The following is a 20,977-nucleotide window of genomic DNA, read 5'->3' on the forward strand; positions in this document are numbered from 1 at the left end:
TAGCACTAGCCAAGGTGCCACAGTCCACGTTCCCTACAGCTGCATAGGCAGCTCAACCCAACAAACGATTCATTCCCAGTTACAGCGCCTGAATTGATTGGCGCGAGCCAAAGACTTCGCGTTGCTGCTGGCAGAGGTAACTGCTTCATGCCCATCAAGACAAGCTCGCTAGGTATCGTATTGCTGACCGTGGCTGGTAGCCATTGGGCGCAAGCCGCATCCCCGCCCAAGCTGGACGAATTGCTCACCCAGGCGGAGCTGCATGCTCCGCGGGTAGTCGCGGCCAAGGCAGCTGTGGACGCTGCGGCGGCCAGCTACCGCGCTGCCGGTGGCTGGGCGAATCCGGAGATCAGCTATTCGCGTGAAGACATCGGCACCGCCGAGCCATCACGAACCGTTGAGCTGAGGCAGCGCATCGAATTGGGCGGCAAAATTGGCTTGCGTCAGCAGATTGCTTCGGCCGAGGAACGGAAGGTCCAACTGGCTCTGCGCCAGGTTCGGCACGATGTGCGCTCGGAGGTGTATCGCGCCTACTACGACCTCAGTCTGTCAGAGCTGCGTATCCGGGAGGCACGGGTCGGCGCACAGGTAGCGCAAAACTTCAGCACCGTAGTGGAAAAGAAACTCAGCGCGGGTCGAGTGCCACCGGTGGAGGCAGCCAAGGCCAAGCTGCCGGCCATCCTGGCCAATGAGGACCTCCACAATGCAGAGCGACTGCACGGTGTGGCCATACTCAAACTGGAGAAGCTGATAGGCCAGGCGTTGCCGGAATCCGACCATCCGCTCCCGGACCTGCCTCGCCCGCCCTTGCCCTGGGAAAAAGTTGCAGAGCATTTCCGGCAATCGCCCCAGACACTCATGAATGCCGCGCAAGTCGATATTCAGATGGCCGAATTAGCCTCCCAGAAAGCGCAATATTGGCCGGATCTGATTTTATCCGGCGGAGTTAAAAATATACCGGCCGCCTCAACTAGCAGCCGGCAATTTGGCATTGCCCTGGAAATTCCTTTATTCGGCCGCAATTCGGCCAAGGTAGCCGGAGCATCGGCGCGATTACAGCAAATTCGTGCCGATACGGAAGCGGCTGCAATCAATTCGGAATTGCAATTGCAATCGCTGCATGCGGAATTGCAATCGCTTGTCGAGCGGATACGGCTTTATCAAGAGACCGTGATCCCCACCGCTGAATCTGTCTATCAGATTGCCCAGCAAGGCTATGAATTGGGCCGATATAGCTTCATCGACATATTGGACGCGCAAAGAAGCCTGCTGACCACTCGTTCAGAGCGTACCTCCCTGTGGCAGCAATACATCAACCAGCAGGCTGAGTTCGATCGCCTGCTCGGCCGTGCCGGCTCGACCTCCAACCAATAGAACAGCGCTGCCGCGCAGTCTCTGGTTTATTGCCAACGAAAGTGAAAGTTCATGAAAAACAATCGAATACTGATTGCGGCGCTGGTCGCAGCCTCGGTGGGAGCGGGGCTGGGTGCCGCCGGCTATGGCCTCCTCGGTCACGAGGAACATACCGCAGGCACCAAGGGGAAAGCCGAAACCGGCGACGCACACAGGGAAGGTGAGGCGCACAAGGAAGTCGAAGAAGCGCATGGCGAGGAAGGCGGGGTCACGCTGAACGACGCGCGTGTAAAGGCTGCCGGCATCACGGTCGAGAGGGCCGGTACTGCCCTTGTCGCCAATACCATGCCGCTGCCTGGCGAGATACGCTTCAACCAGGACAGCTTGGCGGAGATTACGCCGCGCGTGACCGCCGTCATCATCGGCATCCACAAGAATGTGGGTGACAAGGTGCGCAAGGGTGACGTCCTGGCGACGCTAGAGAGCCAGGCCCTGGCCGAATGGCGCAGTGAGTACCTGGCAAACGAGAAGCGCCTGGAGCTTGCTCGCGGCAACTTCGAACGCGAAAAGCGGCTATGGCGCGACAAGATCTCTGCCGAGCAGGAGTACCTGAATGCCAAGAAAGAGCTGGCCGAGATCGAAATCGCGATGCAAGGCAGTCGCGATCGCCTGCTTTCCATTGGTGCCAGCCTGCCCAAGCAGAACCTCGGACTGGCTCGCTATGAGTTGAGAGCACCGTTTGCGGGGACCATTGTCGAGAAGCACGCCACCACCGGCGAGGCGGTCAAGGAAGACGTGACCCTGTTCCAGATCGCCGATCTGAACAATGTCTGGGCCGAGATCGCGGTCTACCCCAAGAACATCAACCAGATTCAGCTGGATCAGAGCGTCACGGTCCGTTCCAAGGACCAGGGTATGGCGACCACCGGCAAGATTGCCCATATCGGCGCCCTGATCGGCGAGAAAACGCGCACCGCAACGGCACGTATCACCATTGATAACGCCAGGGGGCTGTGGCGCCCTGGGATGTTCGTCAACATCGACGTCGCCGATGGCTCGGTAAAGACGCCGGTCGCTGTCAAAGCCAATGCCGTGCAGACACTGGAAGGCAAAACTGTTGTCTTCATCCGCGAAGGAGAGAAATTCGAGCCAAGGGAGATTGAGCCTGGACGTCAGAATGCTGAGTGGGTCGAGGTCATCAAGGGTCTCAAGGCCGGCGAAGCCTACGCCTCCAACAATAGCTATGTCGTCAAGGCCGAAATGGGCAAGGCGACGGCGTCGCACGCGCACTGATGGGGATGAGACATGTTTGATCGCATCCTCCGTTATGCCATAGAACATTGCTGGCTGGTCATGATCGCTGTTCTCGGCGTTAGCGCACTCGGCATCTATAGCTATCAAAAGCTACCCATCGACGCGGTGCCGGACGTGACCAACGTCCAGGTCCAGATCAATACCATGGCGCCCGGCTACTCGCCGCTGGAGTCGGAACAGCGCATCACCTTTCCCATCGAAAGCATCATGGCCGGCCTGCCGAGCCTGGAGCAAACCCGCTCGCTGTCACGCTATGGCCTGTCCCAGGTGACCATGATCTTCAAGGAAGGCACGGACATCTACTTTGCCCGACAGATGATCAATGAACGCCTGCAGGAGGCCAAGGAAAAGCTGCCGCCTGGTATCGCGCCGACCATGGGGCCGATCTCCACTGGCTTGGGCGAAATCTATATGTGGACCGTCGAGCCCAAACCAGGCGCAAAGAAACCGGACGGTAGCCCCTATACGCCGACTGACCTGCGCACGATCCAGGACTGGATCATCAAGCCGCAATTGCGCAACGTCACGGGGGTCACCGAGGTCAATACCATCGGCGGCTACACCAAGCAGATTCATGTTACGCCAGACCCTGCCAAGCTGATCGCCTACAAGCTGACGTTCCAGGACATCACCGAAGCCTTATCCGCCAACAACGACAATGTGGGCGCCGGCTACATCGAGCGTAATGGCGAGCAGTACCTGGTGCGTGTGCCTGGCCAAGTCGCGACACTGGGCGATGTCGAGAAGATCGTCATCGGCTCGCGTGACGGTACGCCGGTCTATATCCGCGATATCGCGACCGTCAGCCTGGGTAAGGAGCTGAGAACAGGTGCAGCCACGGAGAATGGCGAGGAAGTCGTACTGGGCACGGTCTTCATGCTGATGGGCGAGAACAGCCGGACTGTCGCGGCATCGGTTGGCAAGAAAATGGCCGATATCAACCGTACCTTGCCGGAAGGCGTAGTGGCGAAGACGGTCTATGATCGCACCCAACTGGTCGACAAGGCCATCGGCACGGTCAAGAAAAACCTGCTTGAAGGTGCTGTCCTGGTCATCGCGATCCTGTTTCTGTTCCTGGGTAATATCCGCGCGGCCCTGATCACCGCCATGGTGATCCCGCTCTCGATGTTGTTTACCTTGACCGGCATGTACGTGAACAAGGTAAGCGCCAACCTGATGAGTCTGGGGGCATTGGACTTCGGCATCATCGTTGACGGTGCTGTCGTGATCGTCGAGAACTGCATTCGGCGCATCGCCGAGGAGCAGCACCGCCTGGGGCGGGTATTGAATCGGCGCGAGCGCTTCCATCTGGTCTTCGAGGCATCCAAGGAAGCCCGCCGCGCGCTGCTGTTTGGCCAGTTGATCATCATGGTGGTCTACCTGCCGATCTTCGCGCTCAATGGTGTGGAAGGCCGCATGTTCCAGCCCATGGCATTTACCGTGGTGATCGCCTTGTTCGGCGCCATGATCCTGTCGGTGACCTTCGTGCCTGCCGCCGTCGCGCTGTTCTTGAACGGCAAGGTATCGGAGAAGGAAAATGCCTTGATGCGGGCCGCCAGCCGCAGCTACAAGTCTGTGCTGGACTGGAGCCTGGGCAACGTCCGCAAGCTCTTTGCCGGCGCCGCGGTGATGATTGTGCTGGTCGCCATCCTGGCCGTCAGGATGGGCACGGAATTCATTCCCAGCCTCTCCGAGGGCGACCTTGCGGTACAGGCGCTGCGCATACCGGGTACCAGCCTGGAGCAATCGATTGCGCTGCAGTCGAAGCTGGAAAAACGCATCAAGTCCTTCCCTGAGGTCAAGACGGTGTTTGCCCGGATTGGCACGGCCGAAGTGGCTACCGATCCGATGCCACCATCAATCGCCGATACCTACGTGATCTTCAAGCCGCAGTCTGAATGGCCTGATCCTGGTCGTAGCCTGGCGGATATCCGTGAAGAGCTGGAAATGGCGCTGGCGGAGATACCCGGCAGCAACTACGAGTTCAGCCAGCCTATCCAGATGCGTTTCAACGAGCTGCTGTCCGGCGTTCGCGGTGACATTGCCGTCAAGGTATTCGGCGACGACATGGACGTCCTGCTCAAGAATGGCAACGACATCGCCAAGGTATTGGATGGCATCAAGGGTGCCGCGGACGTGAAGGTCGAACAGGTTGCCGGTTTGCCCTTGCTGACCATCGCCATCGACCGCGAACGCCTGTCGCGCTACGGCCTGTCCATGCGCTCGGTGCAGGACGTGGTGGAAGTGGCTGTGGGGGGCAAGACCGCCGGCGTGATGTTCGAGGGAGATCGGCGCTTTGACGTGATGGTGCGCCTGCCGGAAGTGCTGCGTGACGATATCGATGCGGTGAAGCGTCTGCCGATACCGCTGCCTGATGCCAATGGTGGTTCCATTCCACTGTCGGAGGTGGCCAACGTCGAGCTCTCGCAAGGACCGAACCAGATCAGTCGTGAGAACGGCAAGCGTCGCATCGTCGTCTCCGCCAACGTGCGTGACCGGGACATCGGTAGCTTCGTGGCCGAGGCAACCCAGCTCATCGATAGCAACATCAAGCTGCCGTCCGCTTACTGGATCACCTGGGGCGGTCAGTTCGAGCAGCTGCAATCGGCAGCAAAGCGGCTGCAGATAGTGGTTCCGCTCTCGCTCCTGCTGGTCTTTGGGCTGCTGTTTGCGACCTTTGGCAATGCAAAGGATGGGCTGCTGGTGTTCACCGGCGTGCCGTTCGCGCTAACTGGTGGCGTCCTGGCACTGTGGCTGCGGGATATCCCGTTGTCGATATCGGCCGGGGTCGGGTTTATTGCCCTGTCCGGGGTGGCGGTGCTCAATGGTCTGGTGATGATCAGCTTCATCAACAAGCTGAGAGAGGAAGGCGTGGACAAGGCCGATGCGGTTTTCAACGGCGCGATGACACGGTTGCGGCCGGTTCTGATGACTGCACTGGTGGCCTCGCTGGGCTTCATCCCCATGGCACTGGCCACGGGTACAGGTGCCGAAGTTCAGCGTCCGTTGGCTACCGTGGTGATCGGCGGCATCATCTCTTCCACGGTGTTGACCTTGCTTGTTTTGCCTGCGCTGTATGCTTGGGCGTACCGAAAGGACAATTAGCTTTCAAATTTGTCATCTGAATGTCGGGAAGTTGTGGGGGGGTACAAGCGAGAATGCAGTCACGTGAACCACCCTTCACTGACGAGGGCGTGTCCGTGCCGTTTGGTGGATACATAAGGGCCTTCGTCGAAGTTCATTGCGTCTTGACTTGCCCGGCCCCTGTGCCGGGCTTTTTTCTTCGAGGCCGGAGATGGATACCCGCCAAACTGGCTTGACCCTAAAGTAACTTTAGGGTGCTTAATCCATCGCCATTCAGGGGTGCCGATCCGGTACCCGCGAGATTTAGAAGGTAAGGACCAGATGCATCAGGTACGACAGCACGCAAGGCCAGGCCCGCTTTTCTACGCCAAGGACCGACAACATTCCGACGACCAACACCCATGTCTTGGGAAGGCCGGCCTGTCCATGGCAGGGGAGTGCCACTGAATGCGCATACTGCTGGCCGAAGACGAAGCCCATATCGGCGAATATCTGGTCAAGGGACTGCGTGAGAATGGACTGGTGGTTGACTGGGTGCGCAATGGGCCCGACGCCTTGCATCAGGGCACCACGGTCGATTATGACCTGGTGATTCTGGACATCGGCCTGCCGGGTATGGATGGTTGGGAAGTGATGCGGCGCCTGCGAGAAACGCAAATGATGCCGGTGTTGTTTCTCACTGCCCGTGACATGGTCGAGGATCGCGTGCGCGGCCTCGAGCTCGGCGCCGATGACTACCTGATCAAGCCGTTCTCGTTCTCCGAACTGCTGGCCCGCGTGCGGGTCATCCTGCGCCGGGGCAAGCAGAAGGATATGAATGTACTGACCATACGCGACCTGAAGCTGGATGTGATGCGGCGGCGGGTAGAGCGAAATGGACAGCGTATTGACCTGACCATCAAGGAGTTCGCCCTGCTGACGCTGTTCCTGCGCCGGCAAACCGAAGTGCTATCGCGTACCCTGATCGCCGAGCTTGTATGGGAGATGCACTTCGACCGGGATACCAACGTGGTCGAGGTGGCCGTCAGGCGTTTGCGGGCCAAGGTCGACGATCCTTTTGAGCACCCTTATATCCATACGGTTCGCGGCTTTGGCTACGTCTTGGAGCGACGCGAGTGAAGTGGTTACGCGGTAGCAACAGTCTCGCCGTTCGACTGATCGTCATGCTGACGATCACCTCGGTCTTCGTAATTGCTGGCGCGGGCTTGATGTTCTATGTGGCGTTGGAAGCCCAGTTGAATGCGGCGGACCACGAAGAGATCCAGGGCAAGATGAACGCGCTGGAGCAGCTGATCCAGGACATGCCTGATGAAATCCAGCCTTATGACCTGATCGAGAAGTTACAGGACATCACGACCGGGCATCCCAGGCTGTTGATTGCCGTGAAAGGCCGATCCGGTTGGCTGGTGGTGCCCGAACTGAAGTTTCAGCACGCACTGGAAAAACACGGCGACATTCCTGACAGGAAGATACTTTCGCTCTACCACGAGAATGATGCCTGGCTGGTTCGGAAGAGCGCCATTACGGAGGGTGGGCCAAAGCCGCTGGATGCGGTCTATCTCGCGATAAATGTCAGTGACTCCCGGCTCACCATCAAACGCTATCGCAGTACGGCGGTTGCCATCAGTGTGCTCGCTGCGCTGTTATGTGGCGGCATCGGATACCTGGTCATTCGACGTGGCCTGGCCCCCCTGGAGAAGTTGGCGACCGAAGCCGAACAACTGACGGCTGACCAACTGCATACCCCGCTTGCCATAGGCAAGGCGCCGGACGAGGTGCGCAGCCTGGTGGCCAGCATCAATCTGATGCTGGCGCGGCTCAACCAGAGCTTCAGCAATCTGGAGCAGTTCTCTGCGGACATCGCGCATGAACTGCGGACGCCGATCAACAGTCTGCTGCAGAAGACCGAGGTGATCCTGAGCCGGCCAAGGTCGATTCAGGAGTACGAAGAGCTGCACCATTTGAACCTGGAAGAGTTCGGCAAGCTCAAGAATATGGTTGGCGACATGCTGTTCCTTGCCCGAGCGGACCATGGCATGTTGGTACTGGAGCGGGCTCAGGTCGACCTGTTACACGAAGTCCGGCAGGTGGCTGAATTCTTCGAATACATAGCCTCCGACAAGCAGCAGGATATCCAGATCCGCGGCGCCGGTAATCTCTTCGCAGATCGGCTTATGGTGCACCGTGCGTTGACCAACCTGTTCTCCAACGCCGTGAAATACGGGTTGCCGGAAACAACGATCCAGGTGGATATCCGCCACGAAGCCAAGCAATTGGTGATCACGGTCAGCAATGCCTGTGCGGCGTTAAGCGAAGCCGAGCTACAAGGCCTGTTCGCCCGCTTCATCCGTGGCAACGCCCCCTTGAACCGCGACGTGGATGGCACCGGCATTGGACTGGCAATCGTGCGTTCCATCATGCGGGTACATCAGGGTTCAGTGGACGCCCAGCATGATCGCAACAGGATCAGCATTAACCTTCGTTTTCCTCATCATGAACGGCCGGACGTGGCGGGGTAAGCCGGGCGGTTCAATTGGTTCTGTTAGCGCGCCAGCTCCTGTGCCGATCACTGCGGAACCCACGGGACGACTTGTTCCATCTCGGCCAAAAACTGCTGGCGATTGGTCGTCTTGAGTTGCTTGGTGAGTACGTTGTCAGCAAAGCTCCGTTGTTTCATGGCTTTCGAGTGGCGCGAAGAAGGTGGCAGGATTCAATCACATTGCGGCCGACTTTTGCAGAGCTTCCTTAAATACGGGCATTTGTCAGAGTAATCACTTCCGACTTGCTGAGAGGACAGTCTTTACAAGCGTATCAATGTTCATACTCGTTCAGCGTTCTGTACCCATTTATTCCCGCCGATCAGCCCCATAGATTGTATTCATTCCGACAAATATTTTATTTGCCGTTTTCTGAATTCAACTTAATGAGAAGCTCCGCAGCTTCAATCATTTGAGCGGAATCATTCAGCCTAGTGAGTAGTCCTGGTTCTAGCTTTCGGAGAGGATCAAGCTTCACAGTTGACGGCGGTGCTTTCTCGAACTCAATTCCGGCGAGACGCCCGTTCATCACGAACAAATCAGCGCAGAAATCTCTTTTCTTGCCATCCAGAAAGGCGGCGCTGGCAAAATTTATGCGCATAGCGGAAACGGGAGGGGACTTGTAATGAAACAAGTCAGACGCCGGCCACGTCGAGCATTTATCGTCAGAATCAGCGTCAAAAAAAGCAAGATGCTTACCATTAGGTGAGCGTTGTATAAAGTCGTACCTCGCCAGTTGAGCATCCAAAGCGGCGCCCGATATTTCATCAAGCGCATTTCTGAATGCGACAATACAAGCAATTTCATATGAGCGTAATTCATGCTCTTGGCTGTATAAAAGCCTATTCACAAGTCGTCGCAACATGTTCGCCACCTTGTTAACACCCGCAATCTGGACTGCCGCTCGCCATGCTTGCCGCGCCCGCACCTGCCCCGCCCGCCATGCCCCAATAAATATTTGGGACTCGATCTAGCTGCTGTAGCCACGGGCTCCATTTTGCACCCCAGGCCAGATGTTCCCCTTTAATCTTCCCAAACGCATAGGGATCATGTTTGAAATGGCGGATTCTACTGACGTAGTTTCCGTTCAATATGGTTCCCTCCGCCCAGCCAGCCAATTTGTCGAGCGTTGGCTTGTAGCTAGGACTCTTTGGGTTAAAGAATCGAGCAGGGGCCCAATGAGAAAACACTCGTCCAGCGCCCCTGGTGCCTGCGGCCCTAGCGCCAGCGGCACCGCCAATAACGGTTGCAGCTGCAACGCCGGCAACCTGCCCGCCTGTATACGCGGACCCACACTTTTCAACGTACTGATTTGTTTCATTAAAGTCTCGGAGTTTACTGGTAAGTCCGAAGCTGACAGTGTCACCAAAACCGACCACGGCGGTTGCGGTGTCATAAGCCGCATCGCTAAGATCGTATAGTCCGTATGGATCAAGGCCCAGAAGTGGATTGTTATCAACATAGGCGTAGGGGTTGAGTCCGCCTTGAAGGCCAATCGGATCAAACTGCGCGTAACGGCCTTGTGCAGGATCGTAATCGCGATGGAAATTGTAGTACAACCCCGTTTCCTTGTCGTAATACTGCCCCGGGAAACGCGGATTGTAGGCATAAGCCCCGCCCGTTCCCTCCGGATCCTCATTCGGCGGTGTGTTGCCAAACGGCTCGCCCTGCCACGCCCAGATCGGCCGCTTGGTGGCGTCGGTGATCAGACGTGCCGTGCCCAAGTGGTCGGTATGGATATAGCGGACCGCACCGAAGTCGATGACGGCGATGGGTGTGTCATCAAGGTACACGTACTCCCGCTTGGTATTGCCCAGCTGGTCGCTTTCGGCGATCAGATGGCCCTGCATATCGTAGTGGTAGACCGTGGTCTGGCCTTGGTAGGTCTTGATGATACGTTGACCGAGGGCGTTCACGACGTATTGCGCGCCAGCGGCGGCGATCAGCCGACCACGGGCGTTGTAGGTGTAGTTTTGCTTGGTGTCGCTGGTACGGCTGCCATTGGCGTCATATCCATAGACGCTGCTTTGCGGGCCGTCGCTGGCGGTCAAGCGGTTGCTGGTCGTCTCGACGCGTTGGACGAAGGTTTTGCCCTTGACGATCAGTTCGGTACGGTTGCTGCTGTTGTCGTACTTGTAGGTCTGGTTGTTGGTGCCGTCCTGCCAGCTGCTCAGGCGGTCGTAGCCGTCGTAACCGTACTGAGCTTGCTGGCCGGCTGGCAGGCCGAGCTTCTGTAGCATGCGCTCCCACCAACCACCGCTGATCTTTTGGGTCTTGATGCGGCCAGCGGTGTCATAGCCCAGGATAACGGTGCTGTCGCCCAGGCTGAATTGATCGAGTCGGCCATCGAGGTCGTAGTGACTTGTGCGGAGTTCGCCATTGCCGTAAGTCCAGTTCTGCGCTGCGCCGAAGGGGCGATAGCTGATGTCCTTGGCCAATACGGCGGTAGGCGCGGAGGCATTGGCTTGGGTCAGGATCTGGTTGACCTGGCCGGCGGCATTGAAGTTGTAGGTGATGGTGCGGCCACTGGGGTAGACCCGCTGCTTGAGTCGGCCGGCGCTGTCGTAGTTTTCGCGGGTGATGTATTGCTTGCCGGCAATCGTGCGCCACTCGCCCATGGGACGGCCGAGGTCGTCGTAGGGAATGCTGATCTGATCGCCTTGCGAGTCGGTGATCAGCTGTAACTTGCCAGCCCGTGTGCCTGTGGTGCCGTAGCCGAAGGTGATGTTGCTCTGGTCGGCGTAGGTGAGCTTGTCCAGCCGGCCGGCTAGGTCGTAGTGGTACTTGGTGGTTTGACGCTTGGCATCAGTTACGGTGTCGGTACCGCCCTTGCCATCGGGGACCGTCGTGGTGATGCCGCTGTCTGGGCTGGTCTGGACCAGGACCTCGTCGAAGCCGTTATAGGTATAGGTGGTGACCAAGCCGCGCGGGTCGGTGTACTTGGTCAGGCGGTTGCGGCCGTCGTAGTCGAAGCGCTGGATACGGGTCACGCCGTTGGCCGTGTCGGTCCGCGTGGTCATACGCTTGAGCGCATCGTAATCGAAGACGCTGAGGCGGCCCAGGTCGTCGGTGCGGGTCTTGACCTTGCCACCGGGGGTATAGGTGTATTCGGTCCAGCCGCCGTCGTTGCGGATTTCCTTGGCGAGATTGCCGTGCAAGTCGAATTCGCGCTTGATCGTCTGGACGGTAGCGGCGGACAGCGGCTGGCTGATGGCCAGGGCGGCGAGAGTGCAAAGAATGTATTTCATCAGGCTTAGCTTGCGAGACAGGCGGTGGGACGGGACAACTAGGCCACCTAGGTGAGGCCAACACACACGGCTCCGGGTGAGACGGGGGCGGCGCGAGGCTGAATAGCGAGCAAAGAATGTAAATGATCAAGGATGAGGTGGGCAAGCGATTTATTGCGCCGCAACATGGCAGCAATACCGTCTGCCAACACGACGTTGGCACCGAACTTTGGCGGTTCGAAGAACCAGGCTTTTATGGTGGTATCGCGCAGCGATCTACGCCGATGCAAGATGCTGCTTCCAGTGATCCGGGAAGCAGCAATCTGGGTCACTCTGTCTCAGACTTTAATGTCATGCCTCCGACACTAATGCCGAAGAACATCCTCACAATCGCGTATCGCCCCTCACTCCACCGTCACCGACTTCGCCAAATTCCTAGGCTTATCCACATCCGTCCCCCGCGCCAGCGCCGTGTGATAAGCCAGCAGCTGCACCGGAATAGCATGCACGATCGGACTGAGCACGCCGACGTTGCGCGGTGTGCGAATCACATGCACCCCATCCGACTCCCCAAAATGGCTATCCAGGTCAGCGAAGACAAACAGCTCCCCGCCACGCGCACGCACTTCCTGCATATTAGACTTCACTTTTTCCAATAGCGCATCGTTGGGGGCGATCACCACCACCGGCATGGCTTCGTCCACCAGGGCCAGCGGGCCGTGCTTCAGTTCGCCGGCGGCGTAGGCTTCGGCATGGATATAGGTGATCTCCTTGAGCTTGAGCGCACCTTCCATGGCGATGGGGTAGTGCACGCCACGGCCCAGGTAGAGGGCGTGTTGCTTGGATGTGAAGCGGTCGGCCCAGGGCTTGATCTGCGGTTCCAGGTTGAGGGCGTGCTGCACGCTGCCCGGGAGTTGGCGCAGGGCATCCAGGTAGTGCTGTTCGCTGTTGCCGTCCAGCCGGCCTTGCACCTTGGCCAAGGTGGTGGCGAGGGTGAACAGGGCGACCAGTTGGGTGGTGAAGGCCTTGGTCGATGCCACGCCGATTTCGGCGCCGGCGCGGGTGTAGAACACCAGCTTGCTGGCGCGCGGGATGGCGGATTCGCGCACATTGCAGATCGACAGGCTCAAGCCGTGCCCCAGCGACTGGGCATACTTGAGCGCTTCCATGGTGTCCAGGGTCTCGCCCGACTGGGAAATGGTGACCACCAGGTAGCGTGGATTGGCGACCGCGCTGCGGTAGCGGTACTCGCTGGCGATTTCTACCGTGCAGGGGAGCTTGGCAATGCTTTCTATCCAGTACTTGGCGACCGAGCCGGCATAGAAGCTGGTGCCGCATGCCAGGATCTGTACACCTTCCACCTGGCGCAGCAGCTCGCCGTCCTCATCGCCGAACAGGCTGGCGGCAAAGCCGGTATCCAGGACCTGTTCGATGGTATCGGCCAGCGCTTTGGGCTGCTCGTGGATTTCCTTCTGCATGAAGTGCTGGTACGGGCCCAGTTCCAGCGAGGCCAGCGAGACCTCGGAGACGCGTACCGGCCGTTCCACGGCGGTGCCGGACTTGTCGAAGATGCGGACTTCGTCCACGCCCAGCGTGGCGACATCGCCTTCTTCCAGGAAGATGACGCGGCGGGTGGCGGCCAAGACGGCCGAGACATCCGAAGCGATGAAGTTCTCGCCTTCGCCCAGGCCGATCAGCAGCGGGCAACCCATGCGGGCGCAGACCAGTTGACCGGGCAGGTTGCGGGCAATCACGCCGATGGCGTAGGCGCCATGCAGCTCCTGTACGGCGAGTTGCACCGCCTTGAGTAGATCGCCACTGCCCTTGAGATGATGTTCGATCAGGTGGGCGATGACTTCGGTATCGGTCTGCGATTCGAATACATAGCCCAGGGCTTTGAGCTTTTGGCGCTGCTCATCGTGGTTTTCGATGATGCCATTGTGTACCACCGCCACGCTGGTCGAGATATGGGGGTGGGCATTCGGTTCGGTGACACCGCCATGGGTGGCCCAACGGGTGTGGCCTATGCCCAGGGTGCCGTGCAGTTGTTCCGCCTGGGCGGCGCTTTCCATCTCCGCGACGCGGCCGACCCGGCGTACCCGGCTGATGGCGCCGTCGGCCAGCATGGCCACGCCGGACGAATCGTAGCCACGGTATTCCAGCCGCTTCAGACCATCGATCAGATGGGCTACAACATCACGCTGCGCAATTGCGCCGACAATGCCGCACATGGGTAAGCTCCGTTGGTTCAGTTTCGGCAAGTCTAGGCAAAAGTTCGCATGCCGGGAGTATGTTTACGTCATCAGTGAAATTTTTATTTATATGACATAAGCATAAAACGGTTCACCGAACAGGGAAGGCCGGGATATTCCGGCTTCCCTGTTCGGCGTTTACGACTTTTGCTTGGTGGGTCGGCGCCAGCCGTCGAGCGACTTTTGCCCGCGTGCCCGGCAGATGGTGAGGGCGTCGGCAGGTGCATCGAGGGTGATGGTCGAGCCTGCGGCGATATAGGCACGGTCGCCGATCCGCAACGGGGCGACCAGTTGGGTGTCGGTACCGATAAAGGCGTCGTCACCGATGGTGGTGACGAACTTGTTGGCGCCGTCGTAGTTGCAGGTGATGACACCGGCCGAGATATTCACCCGCTCGCCGATCACGGCGTCGCCCAGGTAGGCGAGATGACCGGCTTTGCTGCCATTGCCCAGGCGGGCTTTCTTCAGTTCGACAAAGTTGCCGATATGCACGTTTTCGCCCAGGACCGAGTCCGGGCGGATGCGGGCAAAGGGGCCGACGTCCGAGCCGGCGCCCACGGTGCTGTCTTCGATAACGGTGTTGGCTTTGATGATGACGTTGTCGCCCAGTACGGCGTTTTTCAGGAATACGTTCGGACCCAGCTTGACACCGCTGCCCAGCGTGTTGTGACCTTCCAGGACCACATTGACGTCGATTTCAACATCCTGGCCATGTTCCAGCGTACCGCGGAGGTCGAAGCGGGCGGGGTCGAGCAGGGTGACGCCGGCTGCCATCAGCCTATCGGCTTGGCGACGCTGGTAAGCGCGTTCCAAGTCGGCCAATTGGCGCTTGTCGTTCACGCCGGCTGCTTCCTGGGCGTCCTCCACCGTCACGGTGCCGACCGGTACACCGTCGGCGACAGCCATGCCGATCACATCGGTCAGGTAGTACTCGCCTTGAGCATTGGCGTTCTTCAGGCGCGGCAGCCAATCGCGTAGGCGGGCCAGCGGCGCGGCGATAAAGCCGGTGTTGATCTCGGTGATGGCGAGTTGCGCCTTGTCGGCATCTTTTTGCTCGACGATGCTCAGCACCTGGCCCGCCGCATCGCGCACGATGCGGCCATAGCCGCTGGGGTTGGCCAGCACGGCGGTCAGCACGGCCAGTTTGTCTTGGCCGGCTTCGTCGAGCAGCGCTTGCAGGGTGGCGGGCGTGATCAGCGGACAATCGCCGTACAGGATCAGCGCGGTGCCATCGACACAATGCGGCAGCGCCTGCGCGACCGCATGGCCGGTTCCCAACTGTTCGGCCTGGTGTGCCCATTGCACGTCGGCCTGCCCGGCGAAAGCGGCTTGCACCTGCTCGCCACCATGACCGTAGACCACGACCAGCCGTTCGGCATGCAGGGCGCGACCGGCAGTCAGCACATGGGCCAGCATGGGTTGCCTGGCCAATGGCTGCAGGACCTTGGGCAGCCGGGAGTTCATACGCTTGCCTTGTCCGGCGGCGAGGATGATGACGTTGAGTGGCATGGTTTCGGGCGAGTAGGAATGGGCAGATGGCGATTATAGCCGCCGCCGTGACTCAGGCTTTGGTATCGACCGTGCAGTTCAAGACCTGTCCGTCAGCCCCGCTACTGGCGGACAGGACGCCCAACTTGGTATTGCGGCCGTAGGTCTGCTTGTCCTTGCCCATTTGCAGGGATGCCGCCTTCTTCAGCTTGGCGAGGGTCACATTGCTGAAATAGCCGCGGTAGCGATGTTCAAAGCCATCACGGAACAGGGCGACCCGGCGCGTCTCGTAACCAAACAGTTTAATGGGGGCGGGCAGGGTGAACGGGCTGCCGTCGCGGGGCCAGCCGTAACTATCGAGCACGGTCTCGATCTGGTCGAAGCGCTTGCTGATCGATTTGCAGGACAAGGCTTGCTCCAGCGCGGCTTTTACATTTGCCGGCAGGGCTGGGTTTGCGCCGGTTGGCGTCGAAGCCAGCGAGCGCGATGGCTGTTTACCGGCGTCCTGTTTGGCGGGCTGTACGACGGTTGCAGGCTTGGCTGTAGCGGGTGCTTCGCCCGATGTGCCGCTTAGCCGGGCCGTGCCGTCGGTGGGGCCGGTCGCGCAAGCGGTAAGGATCAAGGTCGCGGCAAGAAAGCCGCCGCTTAGGGTGAAAGGCAATGCCACGTGACAACGGGTGCTTTGGGTCATATTTCCTCCTCTGGACGGCCTACTCCCTGGACTAGATTGCCGGGTGGAGCCGTGTATGACTTATATGCCATGCGGAGGAGTCGGGGCAATGTCCTTAGTTGCCATCGGTGCGGATCGTCGTTTGCTGGAACGCTTTTGCTAATGCGCAAGCATCGGTAAATGCGCCCCACCCTTTATATCCTCTGCGGCCTACATACAGCTCAGCGCAAAAAAGCTAGGGTGCCGGCTCCCTGCCGGCTTTGATCGGTGGGCGCCATCCGATGCCGTCCAATCGGTCATGGCGCTGAGGCTGGTTTGAAGTCGTACGGTTTGTCCATTTACAGCAACACTGCTCAGGTTTGCCGCAGCGGTTGGCTATTCGTCCCACAGGAGCTTCCCTTGTCTTACCCTCGTACTCCCAAGCTGGTAATCAGCGCTCTCGCGCTGATCTTGCCCTGTCTCTTACTTAGCGCCTGTGGAGGGGGAGGTGGGGATGGAGGCGGCTCCGACGGCAATACCCCACAGCCCCAGCCCCAGCCTCCAACCGCCGGGATAACGCTGCTGGCGGGTAATATCGGCGGTTCGGGCAACCTCGATGGCGAGGGGACGGACGCACGCTTCAATGGGCCGCGTGGCATTGCCGTCGATAAGCAGGGCAATGTCTATATTGCGGACCGCGCAAATTTCGTGATTCGCAAAATCACTGCCGCCGGCACGGTCAGTACGCTTGCGGGCACGAAGGGCGCATTGGGTAGCCCCGGTGACTTCGGCATCAACGACCTCAACGGCATGGCGGTAGATAGCGCAGGCAATATTTATGTCGCCATCAACCAGGTTATCCGCAAGATCACGCCACAGGGCGCGGTCAGCACGCTAGCTGGCGAAGCCGGCGTCGCCGGCCATAACGATGGCGTTGGTACCAGGGCTCACTTCGATCGGCCTTCCAGCATCGCCATTGATGCCAGCGACAATATCTACGTAGCGGACAACAGCAACCATACGGTTCGCAAGATCAGCCCGGATGGCACGGTCAGCACGCTGGCCGGTTTGCCCGACACGGCAGGCTATACCGATGGCATTGGCATGGCCGCACGCTTTTTCGAGCCGAATGCATTGGCATTTGACCGAAACGGTGTGCTGTTCGTGGTTTGCGGCGATGGCAGCATCCGCAAGATCACCGCAGGTGGGGTAGTCAGCACCGTGGTCGGCCGGAATCCGGCATACGACGCCGTTCCCGCTGTGCATCGTAGCTTGGTGGTCGATGCAGACGGTAATTTCCTGCTGACAAGGGATACGGAGAACCGTATCCAAAAGATCACGCCAGCCGGAGCAACCAGCATCTTTGCGGGTGGGCAAAGCGACAATGCGGGTGGGCGTGCCGATGGCCATGCCGACCAAGCGCGCTTTAGCACCCCACAAGGACTTGCGATCGATGGGGCCGGTAACTTGCTGGTCGTCGATTTTGGAAACCATACCGTGCGCAAGATCACCCCGCAGTTGGTGGTCAGTACCTGGGCCGGCATGGCCAGGCAGAGTGGCGGTGCCGACGGGAACGGCGCTGCCGCGCGGTTCAATCGTCCAGCTGCATTGATGAGCGATGCCGACCGCAATATCTATGTCGCTGAGATCCGCGATTCGACCATCCGCAAGATCAGCCGCAGCGGCGATGTCACCACCTTCGCCGGTGTAGCCGGCAGCGAAGGCGCTACCGACGGTCAAGGCTCGGCTGCCCGCTTCAAGCGTCCCTACGATATCGACATCGATGCGACAGGCAATCTCTATGTGGCGGACAGCGGGAACGCCGCCATACGCAAGATCTCTCCCGGTGGCTTGGTCAGCACCGTGTTCGTCTCGACGCTCGCACCTAAGGGGAATGGCCCTACACCCGAGAATACCTATCATGGTCCTGGTGGGTTAGAGGTGGACAGTGTCGGCAATATCTATTTCGCCGATTACTACCATGCCGAGGTGAATACGTCCTCCGCGCTGATCCGCAAGATTGCCCCATCGGGCAACGTCACCACCGTGGCGGGCCGGCAAGGTGGCTATGGCAACGTTGATGGCATCGGTTCCGCCGCTACCTTTCGCGTGCCGGGTGAAATGGTTTCCGACCAGGCTGGTAACCTGTACGTCCTTGATGAATACAACGGCAATATTCGTAAGATCAGCTCGACTGGTGTGGTCAGCACGCTGGCCGGCAATACGGGTGAGCAGGGTATCCCCCTCGACACGCTGCCGCCTGGCAGTGAGGATGGTATCGGCAGCCAAGCCGGTTTCAATTTTCCTTCATCCATAACCATGGACGAGACCGGCAATCTGTATGTGGCCGACGCCGGCAACCACGTGATCCGCAAAATCACGCCTTCCGGTGTGGTCAGTACCGTTGCCGGAACACCCGGCCAACGCGGGAATCGGATTGGTCCCTTGCCGGGCAAACTGGATAGCCCGATCGGTATCCACTATCTGGGCGAACGACGTTTCGCCGTCAGTAGCGGTGCAGCGATCCTGATCCTGACTTTGCCGTAATCCTTCCCACCTGCGTAGCGCGGCGGCCGAGGCTCAGCCATGGCCGTCGGCGCCGCGCGGGTCCAGCGGACTGAGGACAAAAAAACAGGGCAACCTCGCGGCTGCCCTGTTTTTTTCCGTACATCGAGGCCTAGATCAGCCGCGCTTCTTCAGCTTCTGGATTGCCGCCAGTTGGGCAATGGCTTCGGCCAATTCGGCTTGCGCCTTGGCGTAGTCCATGGCGCCGGAGCGGTTGGCCAGGGCTTCTTAGCCCGAGCCATGCGGTGTTTGCCATAGTCGCGGATCATTTGCCGGAATAAAAGCCATCGCATAATGAATAAGGTAGCCTTCCGGCTGGCTTTATTGGTTCTCGGTACCTAATACGTACATATGTGGTCGGATTGTAATTCGAAAAATAAGACTATTTTTAGCGCAGTGCTAATCCTGGGTGCAGAGATCTGATCGCCATCGTAGAAATAAAATCCAAAAACAGTGATGCTTTTGCAGAAGAATGAGTGGGAGATATAGCTGTATGTAAGACGTCTAACAAAAAAGAAGAAGGATAATATCGTGGCTAAAGTCGCGCAATTACAAAAAACAGGATCGACACCCAATGTTGTAGCGTCAGAAGAAATATCAGCGGATTTCGCAGTCAATGCAACTCGGGAGGCCATGGATAGCCTGACCCCGGAGTTGGTCGTTGTACTGTGCGGTCCGATTGGATCACCTTTGCACGAGGCCGCTAAACAAGTAGGTAGTGTCTTGCACGAATTTAATTACAAGTGTGAACATCTCAGGCTAAGCAATTTGATCCGAATTAATGCCAGCCAAGTGGGGGTGTCTATATCGGCGGCAACTAAGTTTGATGAAATTGCCTCCCTAATAAATGCAGGGGACGAGCTGCGCGGAAAATTTGGGAGCGATATTCTAGCAAAGCTCGCGATAGCGAAAATAAGCGGCGATCGCAGTAAGCAATATGGAGCATTTGAAGATGTCGCCAGTGAAGTCGGCGTGGCGATAGAAAATAAAATCAAGAATCAAAGGGTATGCCACATTATTGACTCAGTAAAGAACGATTCCGAGTTGGCTTTGCTTCGATTGATATATGGAAATCTATTGTTTGCAATTGGAGTGTTTTCTCCTTTGGAGATACGCACTCAAAATCTTGAACGTCCGGGTGCGTTGACGGCTGACGAGATTGGTAAGCTGATAGATATTGATTCTGGTGAGGAGTTCGATCACGGGCAGTCAGTTCGCAATACCTTTCCAAAGTGCGATTTTTTTCTTCGAGTCGATCATTCAATAGTAGGTGCTGCTGAACGACAAGCGTTGGGTCAGCTGGGAATGAAGCTTCGAAGATTTTTCGATCTAATTTTCCACGCGGATATTGTTACGCCTACCGCGGAAGAAACGGCAATGTATGCGGCAACCTCGGCGGCACGAAATTCCGCGTGTATGTCACGCCAAGTTGGAGCCGCTGTAACCAGCGTTTCAGGAGAACTTTTAGCTGTGGGATGGAACGATGTGCCTAGAAGTGGGGGTGGGTTATATGGAAAACCCGCCCTATCTGCATCGCTTCATCGGGCTTTCGGTTCAGCAGATGCTGATAGCAATGACCATAGATGCTTCGCTGAGACCGGGCGAAAATGTCACAACGATGAAGAGAAGAAAGTTATTGCAAAGATGGTTGTTGATATATTAGCCAAGGAATCGTTATTGGCTTCCGGGCAACAGGATATCGCCGTGCAAAAAATTCTTGAGGACTCCCGCGTCAAGGACTTGATAGAATTTTCCCGAGCAGTACATGCTGAAATGCACGCGATTCTCGGAGCGAGTCGCGTAGCCGGAGACCGTGTCGTTGGTGGGAAGTTGTATGTCACCACCTATCCCTGTCACTCGTGTGCTCGACACATCGTTGCTGCGGGTATCGCAGAGGTTCATTACATTGAACCCTACAGAAAGAGCTTGGCGACGCGTCTACATCCAGATGCGCTGACCGAATCCGTGAGCGACAAAGCCAAAGTGCAGTTGCTGCAGTTTGATGGTATCGCGCCACGACGATTCATTGATTTATTTGAAGCAAACTCACGGAAGGAGCGTGGAGTGCTACGATTACAGAGAAGGGATGACGCTACACCGTCTACATCCGTTAGTCTCCGAGCAATCCCTCGTCTTGAGGAGGTTGTGGTTGCAGAGATTGCAAGTAAGCAACTCACTTTCCCAGGATTGGTTCTTAAGGAGAACTCCAATGTCTAGGAAGCCCCAGAACCCAGGTTCGCAACTCGAATTACCCGTGTTGGTAGCTGTAAACAGGCAGCAAGCAGCCCGTACGGAACGCACTCATGCGCAAGTGTCAGCTGCGGCAAATGTTATCGAAGTACATAATTTGGCTGCATCGCCCTCGGACAAATCAATCTACCGAAGCATCAGCGAAAACTATTTCCGCAGCGTCAAGGCATAGTGGGAAGTGTCTTGAACCTCAGCGGGTGCGAACCGGGTAGTTGCCTAGATGACCACTTGAGCTGAGTGAGGCAAGTCGAATGATGA

Annotated in this window: 13 protein-coding genes; 7 read left to right on the forward strand and 6 right to left on the reverse strand. The window is 58.0% G+C overall.

Annotated features, from left to right (window positions below; genetic code table 11):
- Nucleotides 1-93 precede the first annotated feature (93 nt).
- From FNU76_RS12110 to FNU76_RS12130, 5 genes are all read left to right on the forward strand, one after another.
- Entirely contained in the window at nt 94-1,374 is a 1,281-nt protein-coding gene (locus tag FNU76_RS12110) for a TolC family protein (protein ID WP_144278437.1), read from the forward strand.
- 51 nt (nt 1,375-1,425) lie between these two features.
- Nucleotides 1,426-2,646 carry an efflux RND transporter periplasmic adaptor subunit gene (locus FNU76_RS12115; RefSeq protein ID WP_144278438.1) on the forward strand — a complete coding sequence of 407 codons (1,221 nt, stop codon included), beginning with the start codon at nt 1,426-1,428 and terminating at the stop codon, nt 2,644-2,646.
- A 12-nt stretch (nt 2,647-2,658) separates the two neighbouring features.
- On the forward strand, nt 2,659-5,772 hold the full coding sequence (locus FNU76_RS12120) for an efflux RND transporter permease subunit (protein ID WP_144278439.1): 3,114 nt from the start codon (nt 2,659-2,661) through the stop codon (nt 5,770-5,772).
- Nucleotides 5,773-6,198: 426 nt separating this feature from the next.
- Nucleotides 6,199-6,870: a heavy metal response regulator transcription factor gene (locus FNU76_RS12125; RefSeq protein ID WP_144278440.1), complete on the forward strand. Its 672-nt coding sequence runs from the start codon at nt 6,199-6,201 to the stop codon at nt 6,868-6,870.
- Nucleotides 6,867-8,270, forward strand: coding sequence for a heavy metal sensor histidine kinase (locus FNU76_RS12130; RefSeq protein WP_144278441.1), 1,404 nt, complete (start codon nt 6,867-6,869; stop codon nt 8,268-8,270). The genes FNU76_RS12125 and FNU76_RS12130 overlap by 4 nt, the downstream gene beginning before the upstream one ends.
- 376 nt (nt 8,271-8,646) lie before the next feature.
- Here FNU76_RS12130 and FNU76_RS12135 read toward each other — a convergent pair whose 3' ends face one another.
- The 5 genes from FNU76_RS12135 to FNU76_RS12155 all read right to left on the reverse strand — a co-directional run bounded on the left by FNU76_RS12135 (nt 8,647) and on the right by FNU76_RS12155 (nt 15,946).
- Nucleotides 8,647-9,153, reverse strand: coding sequence for a hypothetical protein (locus FNU76_RS12135; protein WP_144278442.1), 507 nt, complete (start codon nt 9,151-9,153; stop codon nt 8,647-8,649).
- 13 nt (nt 9,154-9,166) lie between these two features.
- On the reverse strand, nt 9,167-11,536 hold the full coding sequence (locus tag FNU76_RS12140; protein ID WP_144278443.1) for an RHS repeat domain-containing protein: 2,370 nt from the start codon (nt 11,534-11,536) through the stop codon (nt 9,167-9,169).
- A 383-nt stretch (nt 11,537-11,919) separates the two neighbouring features.
- A complete protein-coding gene (glmS, locus tag FNU76_RS12145) occupies nt 11,920-13,746 on the reverse strand; it encodes a glutamine--fructose-6-phosphate transaminase (isomerizing) (RefSeq protein ID WP_144278444.1) in 1,827 nt (608 codons plus the stop codon).
- A gap of 159 nt (nt 13,747-13,905) precedes the next feature.
- Entirely contained in the window at nt 13,906-15,276 is a 1,371-nt protein-coding gene (gene glmU, locus FNU76_RS12150) for a bifunctional UDP-N-acetylglucosamine diphosphorylase/glucosamine-1-phosphate N-acetyltransferase GlmU (protein WP_144278445.1), read from the reverse strand.
- Between the two features lie 52 nt (nt 15,277-15,328).
- The gene (locus tag FNU76_RS12155) at nt 15,329-15,946 is read right to left on the reverse strand and encodes a hypothetical protein (RefSeq protein WP_144278446.1); all 618 of its coding nucleotides are present in this window, start codon (nt 15,944-15,946) and stop codon (nt 15,329-15,331) included.
- Between the two features lie 378 nt (nt 15,947-16,324).
- Between FNU76_RS12155 and FNU76_RS12160 the strand changes: the two genes are divergently transcribed.
- Entirely contained in the window at nt 16,325-18,451 is a 2,127-nt protein-coding gene (locus tag FNU76_RS12160) for an NHL domain-containing protein (protein ID WP_179958093.1), read from the forward strand.
- A gap of 135 nt (nt 18,452-18,586) precedes the next feature.
- Here the strand turns inward: FNU76_RS12160 and FNU76_RS12165 are convergent, their stop codons facing one another.
- Entirely contained in the window at nt 18,587-18,691 is a 105-nt protein-coding gene (locus FNU76_RS12165) for an ATP synthase delta/epsilon chain alpha-helix domain-containing protein (RefSeq protein WP_308418645.1), read from the reverse strand.
- Between the two features lie 309 nt (nt 18,692-19,000).
- Between FNU76_RS12165 and FNU76_RS12170 the strand changes: the two genes are divergently transcribed.
- Nucleotides 19,001-20,686 carry an anti-phage dCTP deaminase gene (locus tag FNU76_RS12170; RefSeq protein WP_223878997.1) on the forward strand — a complete coding sequence of 562 codons (1,686 nt, stop codon included), beginning with the start codon at nt 19,001-19,003 and terminating at the stop codon, nt 20,684-20,686.
- The last annotated feature ends 291 nt before the right edge of the window (nt 20,687-20,977 follow it).

It is taken from the genome of Chitinimonas arctica, from assembly GCF_007431345.1.
GTDB lineage: Bacteria > Pseudomonadota > Gammaproteobacteria > Burkholderiales > Chitinimonadaceae > Chitinimonas > Chitinimonas arctica.

What these genes read in the sequence shown, in the direction of transcription:
- FNU76_RS12125 (WP_144278440.1), top strand. Translation starts at nt 6,199, where the DNA reads ATGCGCATACTGCTGGCCGAAGACGAAGCCCATATCGGCGAATATCTG.
- FNU76_RS12120 (WP_144278439.1), top strand. Translation starts at nt 2,659, where the DNA reads ATGTTTGATCGCATCCTCCGTTATGCCATAGAACATTGCTGGCTGGTC.
- glmS (WP_144278444.1), bottom strand. Translation starts at nt 13,746, where the DNA reads ATGTGCGGCATTGTCGGCGCAATTGCGCAGCGTGATGTTGTAGCCCAT.
- FNU76_RS12155 (WP_144278446.1), bottom strand. Translation starts at nt 15,946, where the DNA reads ATGACCCAAAGCACCCGTTGTCACGTGGCATTGCCTTTCACCCTAAGC.
- FNU76_RS12140 (WP_144278443.1), bottom strand. Translation starts at nt 11,536, where the DNA reads ATGAAATACATTCTTTGCACTCTCGCCGCCCTGGCCATCAGCCAGCCG.
- FNU76_RS12135 (WP_144278442.1), bottom strand. Translation starts at nt 9,153, where the DNA reads ATGTTGCGACGACTTGTGAATAGGCTTTTATACAGCCAAGAGCATGAA.
- FNU76_RS12115 (WP_144278438.1), top strand. Translation starts at nt 1,426, where the DNA reads ATGAAAAACAATCGAATACTGATTGCGGCGCTGGTCGCAGCCTCGGTG.
- glmU (WP_144278445.1), bottom strand. Translation starts at nt 15,276, where the DNA reads ATGCCACTCAACGTCATCATCCTCGCCGCCGGACAAGGCAAGCGTATG.